Here is a 17277-nt window from a genome sequence, read left to right as displayed (position 1 = left end):
GAGCTACGTCCGTGTGCCCGGGCTCCCGCCTTCATGCGGTCATCAGGACTTGGTGACGACGACCTCGTAGGTGGGTGAGGTGGGCGGGAACCCGGTGTCGAAGTGCCCGTTCACGGCGGCGAGCTTGTTGCCGAAGAGCGCCGCGGTGGTGGGGACGGCGAAGGCCGGGCTGGTGATTTCCTTCTCCAGCTTGCCGCTGCTCAGATCGGCGCTGAGCCGGAAGCGGGCGATCTTGTTGTCGTTGTTGCGTACGGCCCACAGTCGGCGGCCGTCGAGTATGAGGCCATCGACGTTGGGTGCGTGGACGCCCTTGATGAGTGCGGTGGCTCCGGTGCCCGGGTCGACCGTGTAGATCTCTCCGCTGGAGACGTGGCCGAGGATCAGGTTCTTGCCGTCGGGTGTGGCCTGGATCCCGTTGAGGTCCCCGGTCGTCTCGCCGGCCGGGCCGCTGAGGTCGAGCGTGCGGACCGCCCCTGGTGTGCCGTGCTTGCTGATGGGGACGAAGTAGAGCTTTGCCTGCCCGGAGTCGGTGAACCAGGCGCCGCCGGGGACGAGGGCGACGTCGTTGATGAAGGTGCCGTCGCTGAGCTGCAGGGTGGCGATGCTCGCGCCGGTGGAGAGGTTGTAGATGTACGCCTGGCCGGTCGCCCCGCCGGCCACGAAGAGCAGGCCGCGGCGCAGGTCGGCCTTCAGGCCGACCGCCATCCGGCCTTCGGGTGCGTCGATGAAGCGCTTGGCCGTTCCGCGGCGGATGTCGCCGCGGAAGATGTCGCCGCCCAGGAGGTCACCGGCGTAGAAGGTCGAACCGGCTCCGGCGGCGATGCCCTCGGCCGAGGATGCGCCGGGCAGCGTGATGACCTTGTCCTGCCCGGCATGGGCGGTGGCTGCCGCGGTGTGCGTGGTGGCGGTGGCCGCTGTACCCGAGCCGACGAGCAGGCCGGCCACCAGCAGCGGTACTGCCCCGAGTTGCAGGGCTCTGGCAGTGGGCGAGGGCTTCCGGGTGATCTTGCGCATGGGGCTCTCAAGGCTCCTTAACTGGGTCATCTCTCGCCAATCTTTGGTGCACCTGTCAGGTGCGATGCGGAAATCGCCCCATGGGGGCGACATCCGGTCTGGAGGTCGCAGGCTCGCCAACGTCGGCTCCACGCCTGTGGTCGGCGGATGCGGATCCTGTCCTCGTGCAGAGACTCGACCGAGCCGAGAGGGGCGGCTGATCGGCAGCGAGCCGCATCGCCGCCCCGGCTGGGGAGTACGAGGGTGTCAGGCGGTCATCGCGTCGCGGACCTTGGCGGTGTCCACGAACTGTTCGAAGCGGACGATGCGGCCGCCGCGTACGACGAAGTGGTGGGCGACGCGTACGTTGATGTCCTTGCTGGTGGACTTGTTGGTGGCGGTGTAGCGGGCCAGGACGACGACGTTCTCGCCGTCGACGACGTAGGTGTCGTCGTGGGCGATCCAGTCGTCCCAGTCCTTGCCGAGCTGTTCCATGACCGCGGAGGTGACACCGTCGGGGGTGCGGTAGGTGCCGGCCAGTGGGAAGCCCGCCATCTCGGTCCACTCCACGTCGTCGGCCAGAGTGGCCCGCAGGGCTTCGAGGTCGCGGTGGGCGGAGGCCAGGTACTGGCGCCGCACCACGTCGGCGGGGGCGGCGGACGTGTGGAAGTCGGTTGTCTCACTCATGGGTTGGCCTTCCGGGGGTGGTCAGGTCAGGGCGGGGTCGGCGGTGGTGGTGGGGCACAGGTGGTAGGTGGGTACGCGCCTGGCTGTGCCGTAGCGCTGCAGCAGCTGATGGATGCCTGCTCCGAGGACGGCGCCGAGGACGGGGGCGATCAGGTAGATGGCCAGGTAGCCGGATTCGCCGGAGAGGAGCGCGGGGCCGAGCTGGCGGGCAGGGTTGGTCGCGCCGCCGCTGCGTGGCCCGAGAATGCCGACGATCAGTGCCGTGGCCGCGGCGAGGGTGAGGGGGAGCCAGCGGGCCCGTGCGGGGTAGGCGAGGAAGAAGCCGATCAGCAGGGTGACGGCGACCAGGCAGCCGGACTCCGCGAGGAAGACCGAGAGGCCGTTCCAGTCGGGGGCCGGCTGGACGGCGGCGTACCGGATCGGCGCGGCGGTCGCTGTCCGGCCCCAGACCAGGCCCGCCAGTGCTGCCCCGGCCAGCGATCCGGCGAGCTGGGCGAGGACGTAGGGCAGGACCCAGCGCCGGGGGAAGGCGCCCATGAGCCACAGGGCGACGCTGACCGCCGGGTTCATGTGTGCTCCGGAACGCCGCCCCCACGGGCTGTAGATCAGGCAGAGCAGCACCGCACCCACGATCCCCCCGACGGCGGCCAGCGCGGTCTGGACGTCAGCGATGCGGACAGGGGAAGGCGGGGCCATGAGCCAGCGGACCACGGTCACCACCAGGAACAGCAGCACAGCCGTCAACGCGAACTCGAGCAGCGGGTAGTGGCGTGCGACGGCAGGCGCGGAACTGGCGGTTTGGGCATCGGGGGCAGGAGCGTTCATGCGGCTCTCACTGGGGCGCGAGTGTCAATGAGATGTTGAAGCAGGCCTGATGAGCGGCCGGTGCCGGGCTGTGGGTGAAACCCCGGCACCGGCCGGGGGAGGGGTGATCAGCCCCAGGTCATCTCGCCCTTGGCGACCTTCGCGCCGAGCTGGGCGGCGATGAGCATCCCGGATTCCGGGTAGCGGGCGACGAGTGCCTTGGTGAGTGACTCGCCGCTGTCGGCCTTGGCGAGTTCGTCCTCGAACGCGGTGAGGTAGTCACGCGTGTAGGCGATCGGGCTCACGTCGACGGTGTCGGTGGGCAGCCGGTGGCCCGGGACGGCGAAGGCGGGGGCCAGGGCCGTCATCTCGTCGAGCAGCTCGATCCACACGGCGCGAGACTCGGGGGTGGCGGTGTCGGCGACCCATACGTGCTCGTTCTCGAAGAGCAGGACGCCGGCGACGACCGCGCGGTGCTCGGCCTGCCACAGGTAGTGCCGGTCGGGCAGACCGGGGTGGCCGCCCTTGAGCTGGAAGACGTGGCCCTCGAAGGTGATGTCGCCGGTCAGCTCGGTCAGTTCGACCAGGCGGGTGGGGCGGTTGGCGCCCACGCCCTCCCACGCCTTGAGCTTGCCCTCGTACGCAGCCGCGATGTGCTCGATGACCAGCGGGGTGGCGACGAGTTCGGCCTCGGGGAAGGCGTCGGCGACGACTTCGGCGCCCCAGTAGAAGTCGGGGTCGGCGTGGCTGATGAAGACCTTCGTCAGCGTCTTGCCGGAGTCGAGGATCTCGGCGACCAGGCGGTGGCCGTCGGCGCGGGTGAATCCGGCGTCGATCAGGAACGCCTGCTCCTCACCGGTGATCAGGGTGGCGGTCTTGTTCTTCGAGCCGACGGGGAAGTCGAGGTCGATGACCTTGAATGCGAGGGTGCTCATGGTGCTTCTTTCGTAATGGAGGGGGGTGGTGGGTGGTGTGAGGAAGGGGTGTCAGTGGGCGGCGGTGAGGGCGGCCATCCGCTGCTCGATCTCGTCGACACTCGCATGGCCGACAGCCACGGCCACGGTGCGGTCGCCCTGGACGGCCAGCAGGGTGGGGAAACTGTTTACGCCCAGCGCGGCCGTCCTCTCGAAGTCGGCGTTTGCTGCGGTGGCCGAAGCCGGTGCGGCGAACGCCTCGGCAACGCCGTCCGCGGCCAGGCCGGCCGCTTCGGCGACCGCGCGGTAGGTGGCCGGGTCGGAGAGGCTCATGCCGTCCACGTAGAACGCTGACTGGAGCGCGGTGGCCAGTTCCACGATGCGGTCGGGCGCGGCCTGCCGCAACGCGGCCACACCCCGGGCCGCGGCCTCGGAATCCATCACGAACGAGCCGTCCGCGATCAGCCTCTCGTAACCGGCCCCGAAGGCGACGCCGGTCAGCTCACTGATTTTCGCGTTGGCACCTTGGACGTTTCCGAACTCACCGACAGGTACGCGACGCGAACCGGTGAACAGACCGCCGGAAACCACTTCCACGTCCAGACCGGGGTGGCGCCGGACGAGTTCGGCCAGTGTCGGCGCGAAACCGTACGACCAGCCGCAGTATGCATCGAAGACGTGGATGAGCTTCATGAGGGCCGTGCCTCCCGGTCGGGAACCCGCCTTTCGCGGGGTTGTTGAGACTACAACAATATTTGACTCATCAGATATTTCTCAACGGGAAGACATCGGTGATGTGAACTCTCGTGCGTTGGGTCAGGTGCGGCGCGCCGAAGTCACAGGTGGAGCGGCCTTGACCGCGCCAGGGCCAGATGACCGGCTCAGGTCTCGGCCTCCATGGGAACTCCCGAAACTTTGCTCGGGCGTAGCGCCACGATGGGACCGAATGCGCAGGTCGACGGCTCCATACGGTTGACGCGCGGTAAGCGGCGCCGGTGGCCGACCGCAACCCGGGCGGGGTCGCCGATGGGCGGTGTTGATCTCAATCCAGTTGCCGCGCCGGCAGGATGACCGCCGATGGGTGTGCGGGGTCGTGGAAGATTTCCTGGTCCGCGGTGCGGAGGGTGGTGGCATTCGCTCTGGGTTCGCCGGTGCCGGGGTTTCGGTTGTAGAGGGGGAAGGCGCCACTGGACACCTGGACGCGGATGCGATGTCCGCGGGCGAAGCGGTACGCGGTGGGCCACAGCCGCACTGTCGCGCGCGAGATCTCGTCGGCGCCGGTGAGGCTGATCAGGCCGTCGCACACGTTGGCCGAACGGCCCTTCTCGTCTAAAGGTGTCGTCAAGCCGTATGCGGGGACGGTGGTGCCGCCGGCGGCCCGGCTGGCGGCGGTCGGCCCCTCGGGGATCTCGTGGTGTGCCGCCCGGTACTTCTCGATGCGGCTCGGACCTTGGTGTGCGGGGCGTCCGTCACAACGGCTTCTCCGAAGAGGAGAATCCCTCGTGGGGCGTGGCTACCGGGACGGGGACGCCCGATGCTTCGTCGCTGCGGTTGGGATTTCATTGATCACGGTGAGCTCTCCCGGCACATTCATAGGCGCTCTCGCAGGGTGGGCATCGGTCGCATCGTCATCTACCAAAGCTTGGTCATCTTGGCTGGAGAATAGATCGGATGTCTAGAGGTGCGCGTCGATGCCCGACCGATCTGACGGATGAGCCTCCGTCGTGTGCCCGCCCGCCGCTGCCGCTGTCGCCGCCGCATCAGAAACCACAAGCCTTCCGAACTTAACGACATGTCAGCCATGTGTGTGGAACCACAGCTCTGAGCAGCGGTGACAGCGAACACTCGGCTGGAGTGTCAGGCGGTGCGCCGCTGGAACTGCTGGTTGGTTCCGGTGCCGCAGGACCACTGGATGAGGCGGGCACCGTTGGCGGTGGACGCGTCCTTCACGTCGAGGCACTTGCCGCTGTGCCGGGCCATGAGGCGGTAGTAGCCGTTGCCCTGGTCCTGGAACTGGAACTGCTGGTTGGTTCCGGTGCCGCAGCGGTACTGGTTGACGAGGGCGCCGTCGGTGGTGGAGTTGTTCGCGACGTCCAGGCACTTGCCGCTGTGCTGGGCGAGGACGCGGACGTATCCGTCACCCGCGTCCTGCAGCCGCCACTGCTGGTTGAGGCCGCGGTTGCAGTCCCACTGCAGAACGAAGGCGTTGTCGGCGGCGGAGTTGTCGGAGACGTCGAGGCACTTGGTGCTGTGGCGGGCTACGAGATTGTAGTAGGGGCCGCCACCCACGCCGGTGACCGTTCCGGCCTGTGTGTCGATGGCGACCTGCGGGAACCACGGCATGCTCATGGTGGTCCTGGTGGGGAAGGTCAGCGGGAGCCAGACGTACTGCGAGTCGTTGACCGTGCCGCCCATCGAGTTGCCCCAGCGGTCGCCCATGTAGAGGTATGAGGTGCCCGAGGTGCCCTGGACGGGCAGGACGAACGTGGTCTGGGAGCCGTAGCCGGTGGCGTCGCCGATGTCGGTCATGGCGGTCCAGGGCCCGGCGATGCTGGTGGCGGTGGCGTACCTCTGCTGGTTGGGGCTCCAGCCGCTGTTGCCGGAGGTGAGCATGAAGTAGACGCCGTTGCGCTTGAACAGCGCGGGCGCTTCCCTGAAGGTGCCGGCCCAGGGGTTGGCGGCCAGGCTGTCGTAGGCGGTGTAGTCGGCGTTGAGCTTCCAGATCTGCAGGTCGGCGTTGCCGGCCGCGGAGGTGATCTGGTAAGCCGTGCCGTCGTCGTCCTTGAACAGCGTCATGTCCCGGGACGAGGTGCCGCTCGGCGGCCGGAAGCTGCCCCGCCAGGTGTAGTCGCCGTCGATGGTGTCGGAGACGGCGACGGCGGCGCGGGCCTGGTTGTAGTCGCTGCCGTTCTCCTTGTGCATCCACAGGACGTACTTGCCGGTGGTGCTGTTGAAGATGACCTTGGGGCGCTCGATGTTGGCGACGGCCAGCTCGGGGTCACTGGCCTGGGTCAGGACGTTGTTCCTGAACTCCCAGGTCTTCAGGTCGGTCGAGCGGTAGGCGGAGACGGCCTTGAAGGTGTTGTCGGCATTGCGGTTCTCGCCGAACCAGTAGTAATAGGAGCCGGACTTGATCACCCCACCACCGTGGGCATGCACCACGGCTCCCGTGGTGTCGGTGAACTGCGTCGCGTTGGTGACAGTGACCTGGGCGGCCTGGGCAGTGGACCCGGCGATGAGTAGTGCGGACACACTCATGGCTGCGGCTAGCACCAAGGTGATGGCGCGTCGGAGCATCAGGTTTCCTTCGGAAGCAGGTGAAGAGCCGGGCGGACAACGAGGTCCGGTGCGGCTGCTGCTGAGTGGCGCGGGGCCGCACACGGCCCAGCGGTCGCGTCCGGCAAGGGCGGACTGGGGCGGATTCACCTCGCGGCGCAAGCGCGGATGACCGGCGGACGGGGGTGAGAAGGCGACGGACAGTGTCTGCGCGGTCCGAACTGTTGGATCGTGCGCGCTTCTGTCGGAGGACGCTAGAGGTGAACTGGCGCTTCGTCAACGATCAGGTCGCCGATCGGCAGGGCCGTCGGCGGTCTGGGGCCAGGCCTGCGAAACATCCTAGGTATTGAGAACCGATAGCTTTGGGGCCTTAGAAATCATGCGTTGACTAGGGAATTTCCCCTGCCCTCTGGACAGGTCTGGGGTTGGTGTCCCTTAATACATCCGATGTCACCTAATGGGTGAACGCCCCCGAAGGGTTCCCCTGCACCCACTGCCCATGGGTGAATCCCCCATTGTTCGGCCCGGATGCTGAGCCGCAGCACGGTCCGCTCTGTCCCGCGGCCACAGAGGAGAGATCCAGTTGTCAGAACCGATCACTCGACGAAGAGTGCTTGCCGGCATGGCGGCCATGACGGTCGCCGCCGCTATCACTCCGACACTGGCGATGCCCGCCCACGCTGCCACCCCCACCGGTGAGCCGCTGCCGCTCCCGCCCCTGCGGATCCCCAAGATCGACATGGATGTCGAGCAGCAGTCCGACGAGAAGATCCAGTGGATGCAGGATGCCAAGCTGGGCATGTTCATCCACTGGGGCGTGTACTCCGGGCCGGCCAAGGGCGAGTGGTACATGGAGAACGCCGCCGTCACGCCGGAGAACTACAAGAAGTACGTCACCGACGCCACCGCCGAGCAGTTCACCGGCACCGCCTACAACCCCGCCGAGTGGGCACAGCTGGCCAAGGACATGGGCGCGAAGTACACGGTGCTCACGGCCCGCCACCACGATGGCTTCGCGCTGTGGCCGTCCACCCATGCCAACGCCTGGCACTCCGGGCAGGCACCGCTGCAGCGCGACTTCGTCGGCCAGTACGTGACCGCCGTGCGCGACGCCGGGCTGAAGGTGGGCCTGTACTTCTCGCCGCTGAGCTGGCGCTACCCGGGCTATTACGACGTCACCGGCACCAACTGCCTGCCCAACAAGTGGGGGTATGTCACCGATCCCGCGCACAAGGAGAATGCGCGGATCATGAAGAACGAGGTGTACCAGCAGGTCAAGGAGCTGGTCACGCAGTACGGCAAGATCGACGACATCTGGTGGGACGGCGGCTGGCTGGGCCAGCAGGGCTCCGACCGGGACGGCGCGTTCTTCTGGGAGCCAGGCAAGTTCCGCGACCCCGCCAACGCGTGGCCGGTGGACTCCGTCTACAGCGACACCGACCCCGCCACCGGCCGCCCCCTCGGTCTGACCGGCCTGGTGCGCAAGTACCAGCCGGAGGCCGTCAGCACCCTGCGCTCCGGCTGGATCGGCGACTTCGTCAGCGAGGAGGGCCCCTCCGTTCCGTCGGGTGCGGTCCGTACCGGCAAGGTGGCGGAGAAGTGCTTCACCATCGGAGGTGCCTGGGGCTACAAGGCCGGCACGGGCGTGATGGGCTTCGGCACGGCCATGAACATCCTGGTCAACGCCTGGGTGCGGAACATTACCTGCCTGGTCAACGTCGGTCCGGACCGCACGGGTGTGGTGCCCACCGCCCAGGCCGACCTGGTGCGCAGGATCGGTTCTTTCATGACCACCTGCGGCGAGGCCGTGTACGGCACCCGCGGCGGCCCGTGGAATCCGGTCGACGGCCAGTACGGGTTCACGGCCAAGGACAAGACCTTCTACGTCCACCTGCTGCCCGGCTACAGCGGCACCTCGTTCACCACCCCCTCGGTAGGGGACGCCCAGGTCACCCGGGTCTTCGACGTGGCCTCGGGCACCGAACTGTCGTACACCGTCAGCTCGGACGGCAAGGTGACGATCACCGGGATCAACCGCACCCGCATCCCCGAGGACAGCGTGGTCGGTGTGACCCTCGACCGGACCGTGCAGCCGGCCGACATCGCCGTGGGCAAGACCGCCACCGCCAGCAGCACGGAGACATCCAAGGGCAACACCGCGGCCAAGGCCGTCGACGGCGCAACCGCCACCCGCTGGTGTGCGAACAACGGCAGCGCCGGGAACTGGCTCAAGGTGGACCTGGGAGCGGCCAAGTCCCTCACCGGCGCCCGTATCGCCTGGGAGCTGGACGCCACCAACTACCGCTACCGCGTCGAGGGCTCCAACGACAACACCACCTGGACCACCCTCGTCGACCGCACCGACACCACCAGCACCAGCCAGGTGCAGACCGTCGTACTCAGTGCCCAGGCCCGCTACGTACGGGTGACGGTCACCGGACTGCCCTCCGGGGTCTGGGCCTCCATCCGCAACCTGGAGCTCTATGACCGGCCCTTCACCGCGGACCTGGGCACCTTCAAGCTGGTGAACCGCAAGAGCGGCAAGGTGATGGACGTCAGCGGCGCCTCCAGCGCCGACGGGGCCGGCATCATCCAGTGGCCCTCGACAGGCGGCACCAACCAACAGTGGAAGCTGTTGCCGAACGCCGACGGCTCCTTCCGGCTGGCCAACGTCCGCAGCGGCAAACTCCTGGACAGCCCGGGTAGTTCGGCCCAGGGCGCGGTGCTCGACCAGTGGGCCGACACCGGCACCAGTAACCAGTGGTGGAACCTGGTTCCCGCGACCAGCGGCTACTACCGGCTCGTCAACGTCGGCAACGGATGGTGCGCAGACGTCAAGGACGCCTCCACCGCTGACGGCACACAGGTCATCCAGTGGTCATCGAGTGGTGGCACCAACCAGGAATGGCAGCTCATCGCCCTGTAGTCGTCGTCCCGCAGAAGCCGTCACCGTGTGAACGGCGTCCAGTGAGGGGCCGGTGCCGTGCCGCAAAACGGCACCGGCCCCCTCTCCTCGGGCGAGCAAGCTCCCTGTGTCACCCCTTCCTCTTCGAGGTTGCGGACCGGAACTTGCGTGACCAGGTACCTCCGTCCTCACCCCTGACTGAGCCACTCTCCCCCCGATACGCAATGGAGCCACCACCATGGGTCTCTCCGACCTTCCGCTCGACCGCAGACAGTTTCTGACCACTGCGGCTCTGGCGGCCGGCGCCGTCGCGCTGCCCGGTGTGCTGGCCGGCAAGGCGACCGCCGCCGTGCCGCCCCAGGTCACGCTCCCCGACCGGGGCATATACGACACAGGGACCGCGTCCTCGTGGACCGACGGTTTCGTGACCGGCAACGGTGAGTGCGGAGCCGTCCTCTACGGGGCGCCCACGCTGGAGAAGGTCATTTTCAATCACCACCGGTTCGTCATGCCCAACGGCACCCGCGACACCCTGCCACCGGTGATCGCGAACCGCCTGGAGTCGGTACGGGACAAGGCGCTGGCCGGTGACTACTCCGGGGCACAGACCAGCTTCTCCTCCGGCTGGAGCCTGCGCTGGACGCAGACCTATCACCCGGGCTACGAACTGCGGTTGAGCACACCCGGCATGACCACGGTGAACGACTACGCCCGGATCACGGACTTCCGCAGCGGAGAGGTCACCCACACCTGGACCGACCAGTACGGCACCTGGAAGCGCCACGCGTTCACTTCCCGCGCCGACCAGGTCATCGTCCACGAACTGCTGCCCGCGAGCGGGCGGACCATCGACACCACCCTGAGCGTCGTCACAGCGCTCGAAGGCGTCCCGACCAGCGTCACCTTCGCCACGACGGCCACCGTCAACGGCGGTGACGGCTATCTGAACCTGCGCGGCACCTACCCCTCGGGGCAGGGGGCGTATGGCTACGAAGGCGTCACCCGGGTCGTCGCCACCGGCGCGAACGCCTCGGTCACCGCCGACGGTTCCACCCTGGTCGTGGCCCGCGCCACCAAGGTGCTGCTGCTGACCAAGCTGGGCCGCTACGACACCTCCACCGGCTGGAACTCCCAGCCGTTGCACACCGAACTGGCCGCGCTGAACACGGACTACGCCACCCTGCTGTCGCGCCACAGCGCGCTGCACTCAGCGATGTACGACCGCTCCCGCCTGGACCTGAACGCCTCCGCCGCCGACCGCCAACTGTCCACCAGCGAACTGATCACCCGGCAGAACAACAACAAGACCGTCATCGACCTGGCGCTGCTGGAGAGACTCTACGACTCCGGCCGCTACTTCCTCCTCAGCTCCAGCGGCGTGCTACCACCCCGACTGACCGGCATCTGGACCGGCACCTGGAACGGTGCCTGGGCGGACGACTTCACCACCGACGCCAACGTCAACTTCCAGGTCGCCGGCGGCAACACCCTCGACCTCACCGACGCCATGCAGGGATACTTCGACCTCATCCTCGGACAACTCGACGACTGGCGCACCAACGCCAAGAACCTCTACGGCATCCGTGGCATCCACGCGCCCATCCACACCGACGGCGAGCACGGCCACATGCTCCACTTCAGCGGCAGTTTCGCCGGGCAGACGTGGATCGGCGGCGCCGACTGGCTGCTCTACCCGCTGCTGGAGTACTACCAGGTCACCGGCGACAGCGACTTCTACCGAAACAAACTGGCCCCCGCCCTGATGGAACTGGCCCTGTTCTACGAGGACTTCCTCACCCGCACCGACGCAAACGGCAAGGTCGTCTTCGTGCCGTGTTTCTCCGTGGAGAACAAGCCCGGCAACACCAACCAGTACCTCTCCATCAACGCCACGGGGGAGATCGCCGCCGGCCGGCACGCTCTCCAGAGTGCCATCGAGGCCGCGAACACCCTGGGCGTCGAGCAGGACAGCGGACAGGGCGTGGCACGCTGGACGGCGCTGCTGGCCAAGCTCCCCGACTACCGGGTCAACAGCGACGGGGCGCTGGCCGAGTGGGCATGGCCGAGCCTGACCGACCACTACAACAACAACCACGCCCAGCACATGTACGGCGCCTGGCCGCTGCACGAGATCAATCCCGAGGACAAGCCCGACTTGGTCCTGACCGCCCGCAAGGCCCTGGACCTGCGCGGCGACGAGACACAGGCCGCCCATGGCGCCATCCACCGGACCTTCGCCCGCGCCCGGCTCAAGGACGGCCCCGGCGTCTACACCAACATCAAGAAGATCGTCGGCAACAACATGCTCTTCAAGTCGCTGATGACCGCCCACAACCCCAACCTGGCGACCTACAACGCCGACGCGGCCAACGCTCTGCCCGCCATGATCTCCGAGGCGCTGATCTACAGCCGACCCGGCATCCTCGAACTGCTTCCCGCCCTGCCCGACCAGCTCTCCAAGGGCACCATCAAGGGCGTGCGGGGCCGTAACCGGGTCCTGGTCGAGAGCCTGACCTGGGACACCGCGGCCCGTACCGCAACGGTGGTCCTCACCTCGGCCGTCACCCAGAACATCACCCTGATCTCCCGCCGCGGCATGACCTCGGTGACCACCACCGCGACGGTCGCCTCCTCCTCCCTCGGCAGCCACGCCCGGGTCGTGTCACTCACCGCCGACACCCGGACGACCATCACCGTCGGTCTGCTCACCGGCACCTTCCGCCTGGTCAACCGCAGAAGCGGCAAGGTGCTCGACATCAAGGACGCTTCGACCGCCGACGGGGCCTCGGCCATCATGTGGCCGTGGACCGGCGGCACCAACCAGCAGTGGCGGTTCCTGCCGAACCACGACGGATCCTTCCGGCTGGTGTGCGTCAAGAGCGGCAAGCTGCTCGAATGCCCCGGCGGCTCGACCACCCAGGGCCAGGCGCTCGACCAGCGGACGGACACCGCGGAGGTCCACCAGTGGTGGAAGCTCGTCCCGGCCGCGACCAGTGGGTACTACCGCCTCGTCAACGACAGGTCCGGGATGTCCGCCGACGCGGAGAACGGCGCCACGGCGGACGGCACCCGGATCATCCAGTGGCCGGCCAACGGCGGTTCCAACCAGGACTGGCAAATCGTCCCTGTGAGCTGATTCGGAGGTCGTTTCCACCCGGTGCTTCGTAAAGGCCAGCGGCAGAAACACCACCTGCGCCTGCCAGGCGTCCACATCCGCGGGGCGGCGGTCGTCCAGAACACGTCCTCGACCGCGAACTCGCAGGGGGACCCTGACCGACGCGGGTGACGACTGCTGCAAGGACGAGTTATGAACAGCTCGCTGCGTGCCGTCTTCGATGTCTCTTCGTCGTTGATGTGGGCAGCATCGGGAGCTTGCGTCGACGACACTCGGCGCGATCGTGTCGTCGACGCAAGGCAGTGAGCTATGCGAGTACGTGGAGTTCGGGCTGCAGTGCCGAGCCGACATCGGGGACCGTCACACGGCCCCGCGCGCGGTGACCTGCGTGCTGAGTCGGATGCGTGAATCGGGCGTGCGCAGCCTGTGGGACTGGGACTGGGACGAGGCGCAGCGGCTGGAAGTCTGCAATCTGCGCGTTGCGAGCTCGGCGACATCGCCCGCGTAGAGGTGGAGCTGAGGTGTGGTGGTCGCGGGTCGGCAAACACCGCGGCCTCCGTCGCAGTCATAGTGCTGCACGACGCGGAAGGTGGGCGCATCGCATGGGTTGAGGGGCACGCGCATCCCGCCACGGCCGGGCATGTCCCTCACGCAGCGTGAGCGCGTCGGCACGTTCAGGTGCCGCCATTTGCCATCTGAGTCACTTTACCTTCCGGATGGTAAAGTAAGGTCATGGCATCAAACGCGAGACAGCGGATTCTGGATGGTTCACTCGAACTGCTCCGTGTCCAAGGGGGCGGGACGATCACCCTGGACGCCGCCGCCAAGCAGGTCGGGCTGACGAAGCCTGGGCTGATGTACCACTTTCCGACCAAAGAAGCGCTGATGCTCGCCGTCGTGGACCATGTCGCCGACCGGTGGGAGAAGCTTCTGCTCGACCGCTTGGGGCGAACGGTGGAAACGGCAGGACCGCGTGAGCGGATTCGTGCCTACGTCGAGGTGGCGCTGACCGGTCAGTACGACCGCGCGGACTTCGCGATCTTTTCCGACGCCCTGTATCGCGACGCGCTCACCGAGACCTGGGTGCGTCGCTTCGAACCCTGGCTGGCACTGTCGGACGATCTGTCCGGGCCGGACCGCGCCAGGCTCACGGCCGCACGCCTGCTCGCGGACGGCTACTGGACGGCCGCCGCCACCGGCGTCTTTCCCGTACCGGTAGAAGATCGGGCACAGCTCTTGGCGGTCACCGAAGAACTCCTGAAAGACGAAACAACCTCATGAGGAAATGGCTGCTGCTGTTCGCGGCGATCCTGCTTGAAGTCACTGCCACGCTCTCGTTGCGTGCGGCCCTCGACCACTCGGCTTGGTTCGCCCTCGTGGCGATCGGCTACATCGGTGCGTTCGTCGCCCTCACCTTCGTCTTGCGCGAGGGCCTGGGGATCGGCGTCGCCTACGGCATCTGGGGAGCCACCGGCGTCGCCCTCACCGCCGTCCTTGCGACGATCATTTTCGGGGATCCTCTGACCGTCACGATGGGCCTGGGCATCGTCCTGGTCATCGGCGGCGTTCTGTGTGTCGAGCTCGGGGCCCAGGCCGCACACCCCCACGAAGAGGAGGCGACCTCATGATCTGGGTCTTCCTGGCCGGAGCGATCCTCTCCGAGGTCATCGCGACGCTTTCACTGCGGATGGCGGCGCAGGGCAAGAAGAAGTGGTTCATCGCGGTGGCCGTCGGCTATGTGGCAGCGTTCGCCTTCCTGACTGTCGCCCTGGACGGCGGACTGGCTCTGGGAGTCGCCTACGGTATCTGGGCAGCCTCCGGAGTAGCTCTCACCGCGATCGCCTCTCGGGTCCTGTTCAACGAGCCTCTCACCAAGGTGATGGGATTCGGCATTGTCCTCATCGTCGGCGGGGTCCTGCTCATCGAACTCGGCGCCGCCCACTGACCCGGCTGCCGTCGTGTCTTCCGTGCCAGCCATTGGGCGGAGCCCGCTCCGGCAGTCAGCCGCCGGAGCGAGCCCAGTCGGAAAGCCAGGGCTCAGTTGCCTACGCCGAGACCTGACATGAACGCGGACGGGTATCGGTCGCCGCGCCCGGCGGCACCGCCTTCTCGATCTGGGCGAGATCGTCCGTGGTGAGAGTCAGCTCCATTGCGGGCAGCGCCTCACCCAGCCGCTCGCGGGTGCGAGCGCCGACCAGTGGCACGATGTCGTCGCCCTGTGCGGCGACCCAGGCGATGGCCAGCTGAGCGACGGTGCACCCCTTCCCCTCGGCGACCCGGCGCAGAGCCGTCACGAGGGCGAGGTTGTGTTCGACGTTTCCGCTGACGAACCGGGGACTGCGACTGTGGCCAGGGTCAGCGCTTTGCCCGGCCGTCCAGCGCCCGGAGATGAGGCCGCGGCGGAGGACGCCGTACGCGGTCAGCCCGATGCCGAGCTCCCGCAGCGTAGGCAGAATGTCCGCCTCCACCGCGCGGGAGATCAGCGAGTACTCGATCTGCAGATCGGCGACCGGGTGCACGGCGTGCGCCCGGCGGATCGTCGCCGCATCGACCTCGGAGAGGCCGAGGTGCCGCACGTAGCGGGCGTCGATCATCTCCTTGACGGCGCCCACCGTTTCCTCGATGGGTGCCGCCGGGTCCAGCCGGGCGGGACGGTAGACGTCGATGTGGTCGGTGCCCAGCCGGGTCAGCGAGTAGGCCAGGAAGTTCTTCACCGACTCGGGACGGCTGTCGTGCCCGCCGAAATGCGGACCCGGCCCCGCAGCATGCCGAACTTGACGCTCAACTGGTAGCTGTCCCGGTCCCGGCCGCGCAGCGCTTCGGCGAGCAGCAGCTCGTTGTGGCCCATGGCGTAGAAGTCGGCGGTGTCGATCAGCGTGACGCCGACTTCCAGCGCGGCGTGCACAGTGGCGATGCTCTCCGCGCCGTAGGCGCCGACATGCTCATCGCACCCAGGCCCACCGCGGAGACGGCCGGGCCGGTGCTGCCCAGGGTTCGTATCTGTATCGCGTTTCTCCTTCGTCGTCGATCTGTCACCCACCCTGCGTCCGCGCCACGATGTTCGGGAGCGGAGCGTTCATCATGGGAGAGCCGCTCCCGGGCTCGGCTCCCCCATTACCGTCTTCCTCGGCCCCGCAACGGGGTTCCCGGCCTCCGGGACCGGCATGACTTTGTCCCCCTGTCGATCATGATCTGGGGGGTGGTGTCACCGGGCCCGGAGGCACTGGTAGACCGCTGATTAGGGGCATGACCACCGACTCCCTCCTGGGAGGTTGGGAGGCTCTTCGTATGTGGATGCCGGCAGCTGGTGCCGCAGGTGAGGCCGGGACGGGTACGACCGGAGAGTGCGCGTGATCGACACCAGTGACATCGGCGCCTTCCTCGGCCTGGACGTCGGCAAGGGCGAGCACCACGCCACCGCGCTGACCCCGGCCGGGAAGAAGGCGCTCAACAAGCGACTGCCCAACAGCGAGCCGAAGCTGCGCGAGGGCTTCGCCAAGCTGCAGGCCAAGCACGGCACCGTGCTGGTGGTCGTCGACCAGCCCGCCTCGATCGGGCCCTGCCGCTGGCCGTGGCCCACGATGCGGGCTGCAAGGTAACCTATCTGCCGGGCCTGACCATGCGGCGGATCGCCGATCTTTATCCCGGCGAGGCCAAGACCGACGCGCGCGACGCGTTCATCATCGCGGACGCCGCCCGCGTCATGCCGCACACGTTGCGGTCCATCGAGCTCGCTGACGAGACAGTCGCCGAGCTGGAGATGATCGTCGGCTTCGACGACGATCTCGCTGGTGAAGCGACCCGTATCAGCAACCGGCTGAGGGGTCTGCTCACCCAGATCCATCCGTCGCTGGAACGGGTTCTGGGCCCGCGCATCCAGCACCCGGCGGTCCTGCTGATGCTCCAACAGTTCGGCTCCCCCGCCCAGTTGAGAAAGGCGGGACGCCGTCGGCTGGTCAATCTGATACGGGCCAAGGCCCCGCGGATGGCCGAGCGCCTGGTCGACGACACCTTCACCGCCCTCGACGAGCAGACCGTCGTCATGCCCGGCACCGATGCTGCGGCCCTGATCGTCCCCAGCCTCGCCGACCAGTTGAAATCCGTACTCGACCAGCGCAAACTCCTCGCCACCCGCATCGAGGAACTGCTGGAGGACCACCCTCTTTCGAAGGTCCTGACATCCATGCCGGGGATCGGAGTCAGGACCGGAGCACGCATCCTCATCGACGTCGGCGACGGCAGCACCTTCCCCACCGCCGCACACCTGGCCTCCTACGCCGGCCTCGCCCCGGCGACCAGGAGCTCAGGCTCCTCCATCCGCGGTGAACAGCCCTCCCGACGCGGCAACAAACAGCTCAAACGGGCCTTCTTCCTGTCCGCGTTCGCCGCCCTGTCCGACCCCGCCTCGCGGGCCTACTACGACAAGAAGATCAACCAGGGAAAACACCACGCCCAAGCCCTCCTCTGCCTCGCCAGACGACGAGCCGACGTCCTCTTCTCCATGCTCCGCGACGGCACCTTCTACGAACCCCAACCCGCCCCTTCAGGTTGACGAAACCCATAGGGGCACCCCCCCCGCGAGG

13 protein-coding genes and 2 pseudogenes are annotated in these 17277 nt (G+C 67.6%); 7 read left to right on the top strand and 8 right to left on the bottom strand.

The window, feature by feature from the left end; all coding sequences use genetic code 11:
• Positions 1–42: 42 nt before the first annotated feature.
• The 7 genes from ACFU53_RS03515 to ACFU53_RS03485 form a co-directional block, all read right to left on the bottom strand.
• Positions 43–1014, bottom strand: a complete 972-nt coding sequence (locus ACFU53_RS03515) for an SMP-30/gluconolactonase/LRE family protein (protein WP_383985619.1) — start codon at positions 1012–1014, stop codon at positions 43–45.
• A gap of 246 nt (positions 1015–1260) precedes the next feature.
• Complete coding sequence (locus tag ACFU53_RS03510; RefSeq protein WP_383985617.1) at positions 1261–1680, bottom strand: nuclear transport factor 2 family protein; 420 nt, start codon at positions 1678–1680, stop codon at positions 1261–1263.
• Positions 1681–1701: 21 nt separating this feature from the next.
• Positions 1702–2505: an aquaporin gene (locus ACFU53_RS03505; RefSeq protein WP_383985615.1), complete on the bottom strand. Its 804-nt coding sequence runs from the start codon at positions 2503–2505 to the stop codon at positions 1702–1704.
• 107 nt (positions 2506–2612) lie between these two features.
• Positions 2613–3419, bottom strand: coding sequence for an MBL fold metallo-hydrolase (locus ACFU53_RS03500; RefSeq protein WP_383985613.1), 807 nt, complete (start codon positions 3417–3419; stop codon positions 2613–2615).
• 51 nt (positions 3420–3470) lie between these two features.
• Complete coding sequence (locus ACFU53_RS03495; protein WP_383985611.1) at positions 3471–4091, bottom strand: DsbA family protein; 621 nt, start codon at positions 4089–4091, stop codon at positions 3471–3473.
• A 349-nt stretch (positions 4092–4440) separates the two neighbouring features.
• On the bottom strand, positions 4441–4743 hold the full coding sequence (locus ACFU53_RS03490; protein ID WP_383985609.1) for a CocE/NonD family hydrolase: 303 nt from the start codon (positions 4741–4743) through the stop codon (positions 4441–4443).
• A 512-nt stretch (positions 4744–5255) separates the two neighbouring features.
• A complete protein-coding gene (locus ACFU53_RS03485; protein WP_383985607.1) occupies positions 5256–6695 on the bottom strand; it encodes an RICIN domain-containing protein in 1440 nt (479 codons plus the stop codon).
• A gap of 601 nt (positions 6696–7296) precedes the next feature.
• Here ACFU53_RS03485 and ACFU53_RS03480 point away from each other — a divergent pair.
• The 6 genes from ACFU53_RS03480 to ACFU53_RS03455 all read left to right on the top strand — a co-directional run bounded on the left by ACFU53_RS03480 (position 7297) and on the right by ACFU53_RS03455 (position 14639).
• The gene (locus ACFU53_RS03480; protein WP_383985605.1) at positions 7297–9600 is read left to right on the top strand and encodes an alpha-L-fucosidase; all 2304 of its coding nucleotides are present in this window, start codon (positions 7297–7299) and stop codon (positions 9598–9600) included.
• A 217-nt stretch (positions 9601–9817) separates the two neighbouring features.
• Positions 9818–12715: an RICIN domain-containing protein gene (locus tag ACFU53_RS03475; protein ID WP_383985604.1), complete on the top strand. Its 2898-nt coding sequence runs from the start codon at positions 9818–9820 to the stop codon at positions 12713–12715.
• 262 nt (positions 12716–12977) lie between these two features.
• Positions 12978–13202, top strand: a complete 225-nt coding sequence (locus tag ACFU53_RS03470; RefSeq protein ID WP_383985602.1) for a hypothetical protein — start codon at positions 12978–12980, stop codon at positions 13200–13202.
• A gap of 224 nt (positions 13203–13426) precedes the next feature.
• Complete coding sequence (locus tag ACFU53_RS03465; protein ID WP_383985600.1) at positions 13427–13975, top strand: TetR/AcrR family transcriptional regulator; 549 nt, start codon at positions 13427–13429, stop codon at positions 13973–13975.
• Entirely contained in the window at positions 13972–14322 is a 351-nt protein-coding gene (locus ACFU53_RS03460; protein WP_383985598.1) for a DMT family transporter, read from the top strand. The genes ACFU53_RS03465 and ACFU53_RS03460 overlap by 4 nt, the downstream gene beginning before the upstream one ends.
• Positions 14319–14639, top strand: coding sequence for a DMT family transporter (locus ACFU53_RS03455; protein WP_383985597.1), 321 nt, complete (start codon positions 14319–14321; stop codon positions 14637–14639). Before ACFU53_RS03460 ends, ACFU53_RS03455 begins: the two co-directional genes overlap by 4 nt.
• Before the next feature lie 92 nt (positions 14640–14731).
• Here ACFU53_RS03455 and ACFU53_RS03450 read toward each other — a convergent pair.
• Positions 14732–15700: pseudogene (locus ACFU53_RS03450) on the bottom strand (aldo/keto reductase).
• A 347-nt stretch (positions 15701–16047) separates the two neighbouring features.
• Between ACFU53_RS03450 and ACFU53_RS03445 the strand changes: the two are divergent.
• Positions 16048–17246, top strand: a pseudogene (locus ACFU53_RS03445) (IS110 family transposase).
• Positions 17247–17277 lie beyond the last annotated feature (31 nt).

Source organism: Streptomyces sp. NPDC057474 (assembly GCF_042802555.1).
Lineage (GTDB): Bacteria > Actinomycetota > Actinomycetes > Streptomycetales > Streptomycetaceae > Streptomyces.
This window is presented reverse-complemented; position numbering and strand designations above follow the sequence as displayed.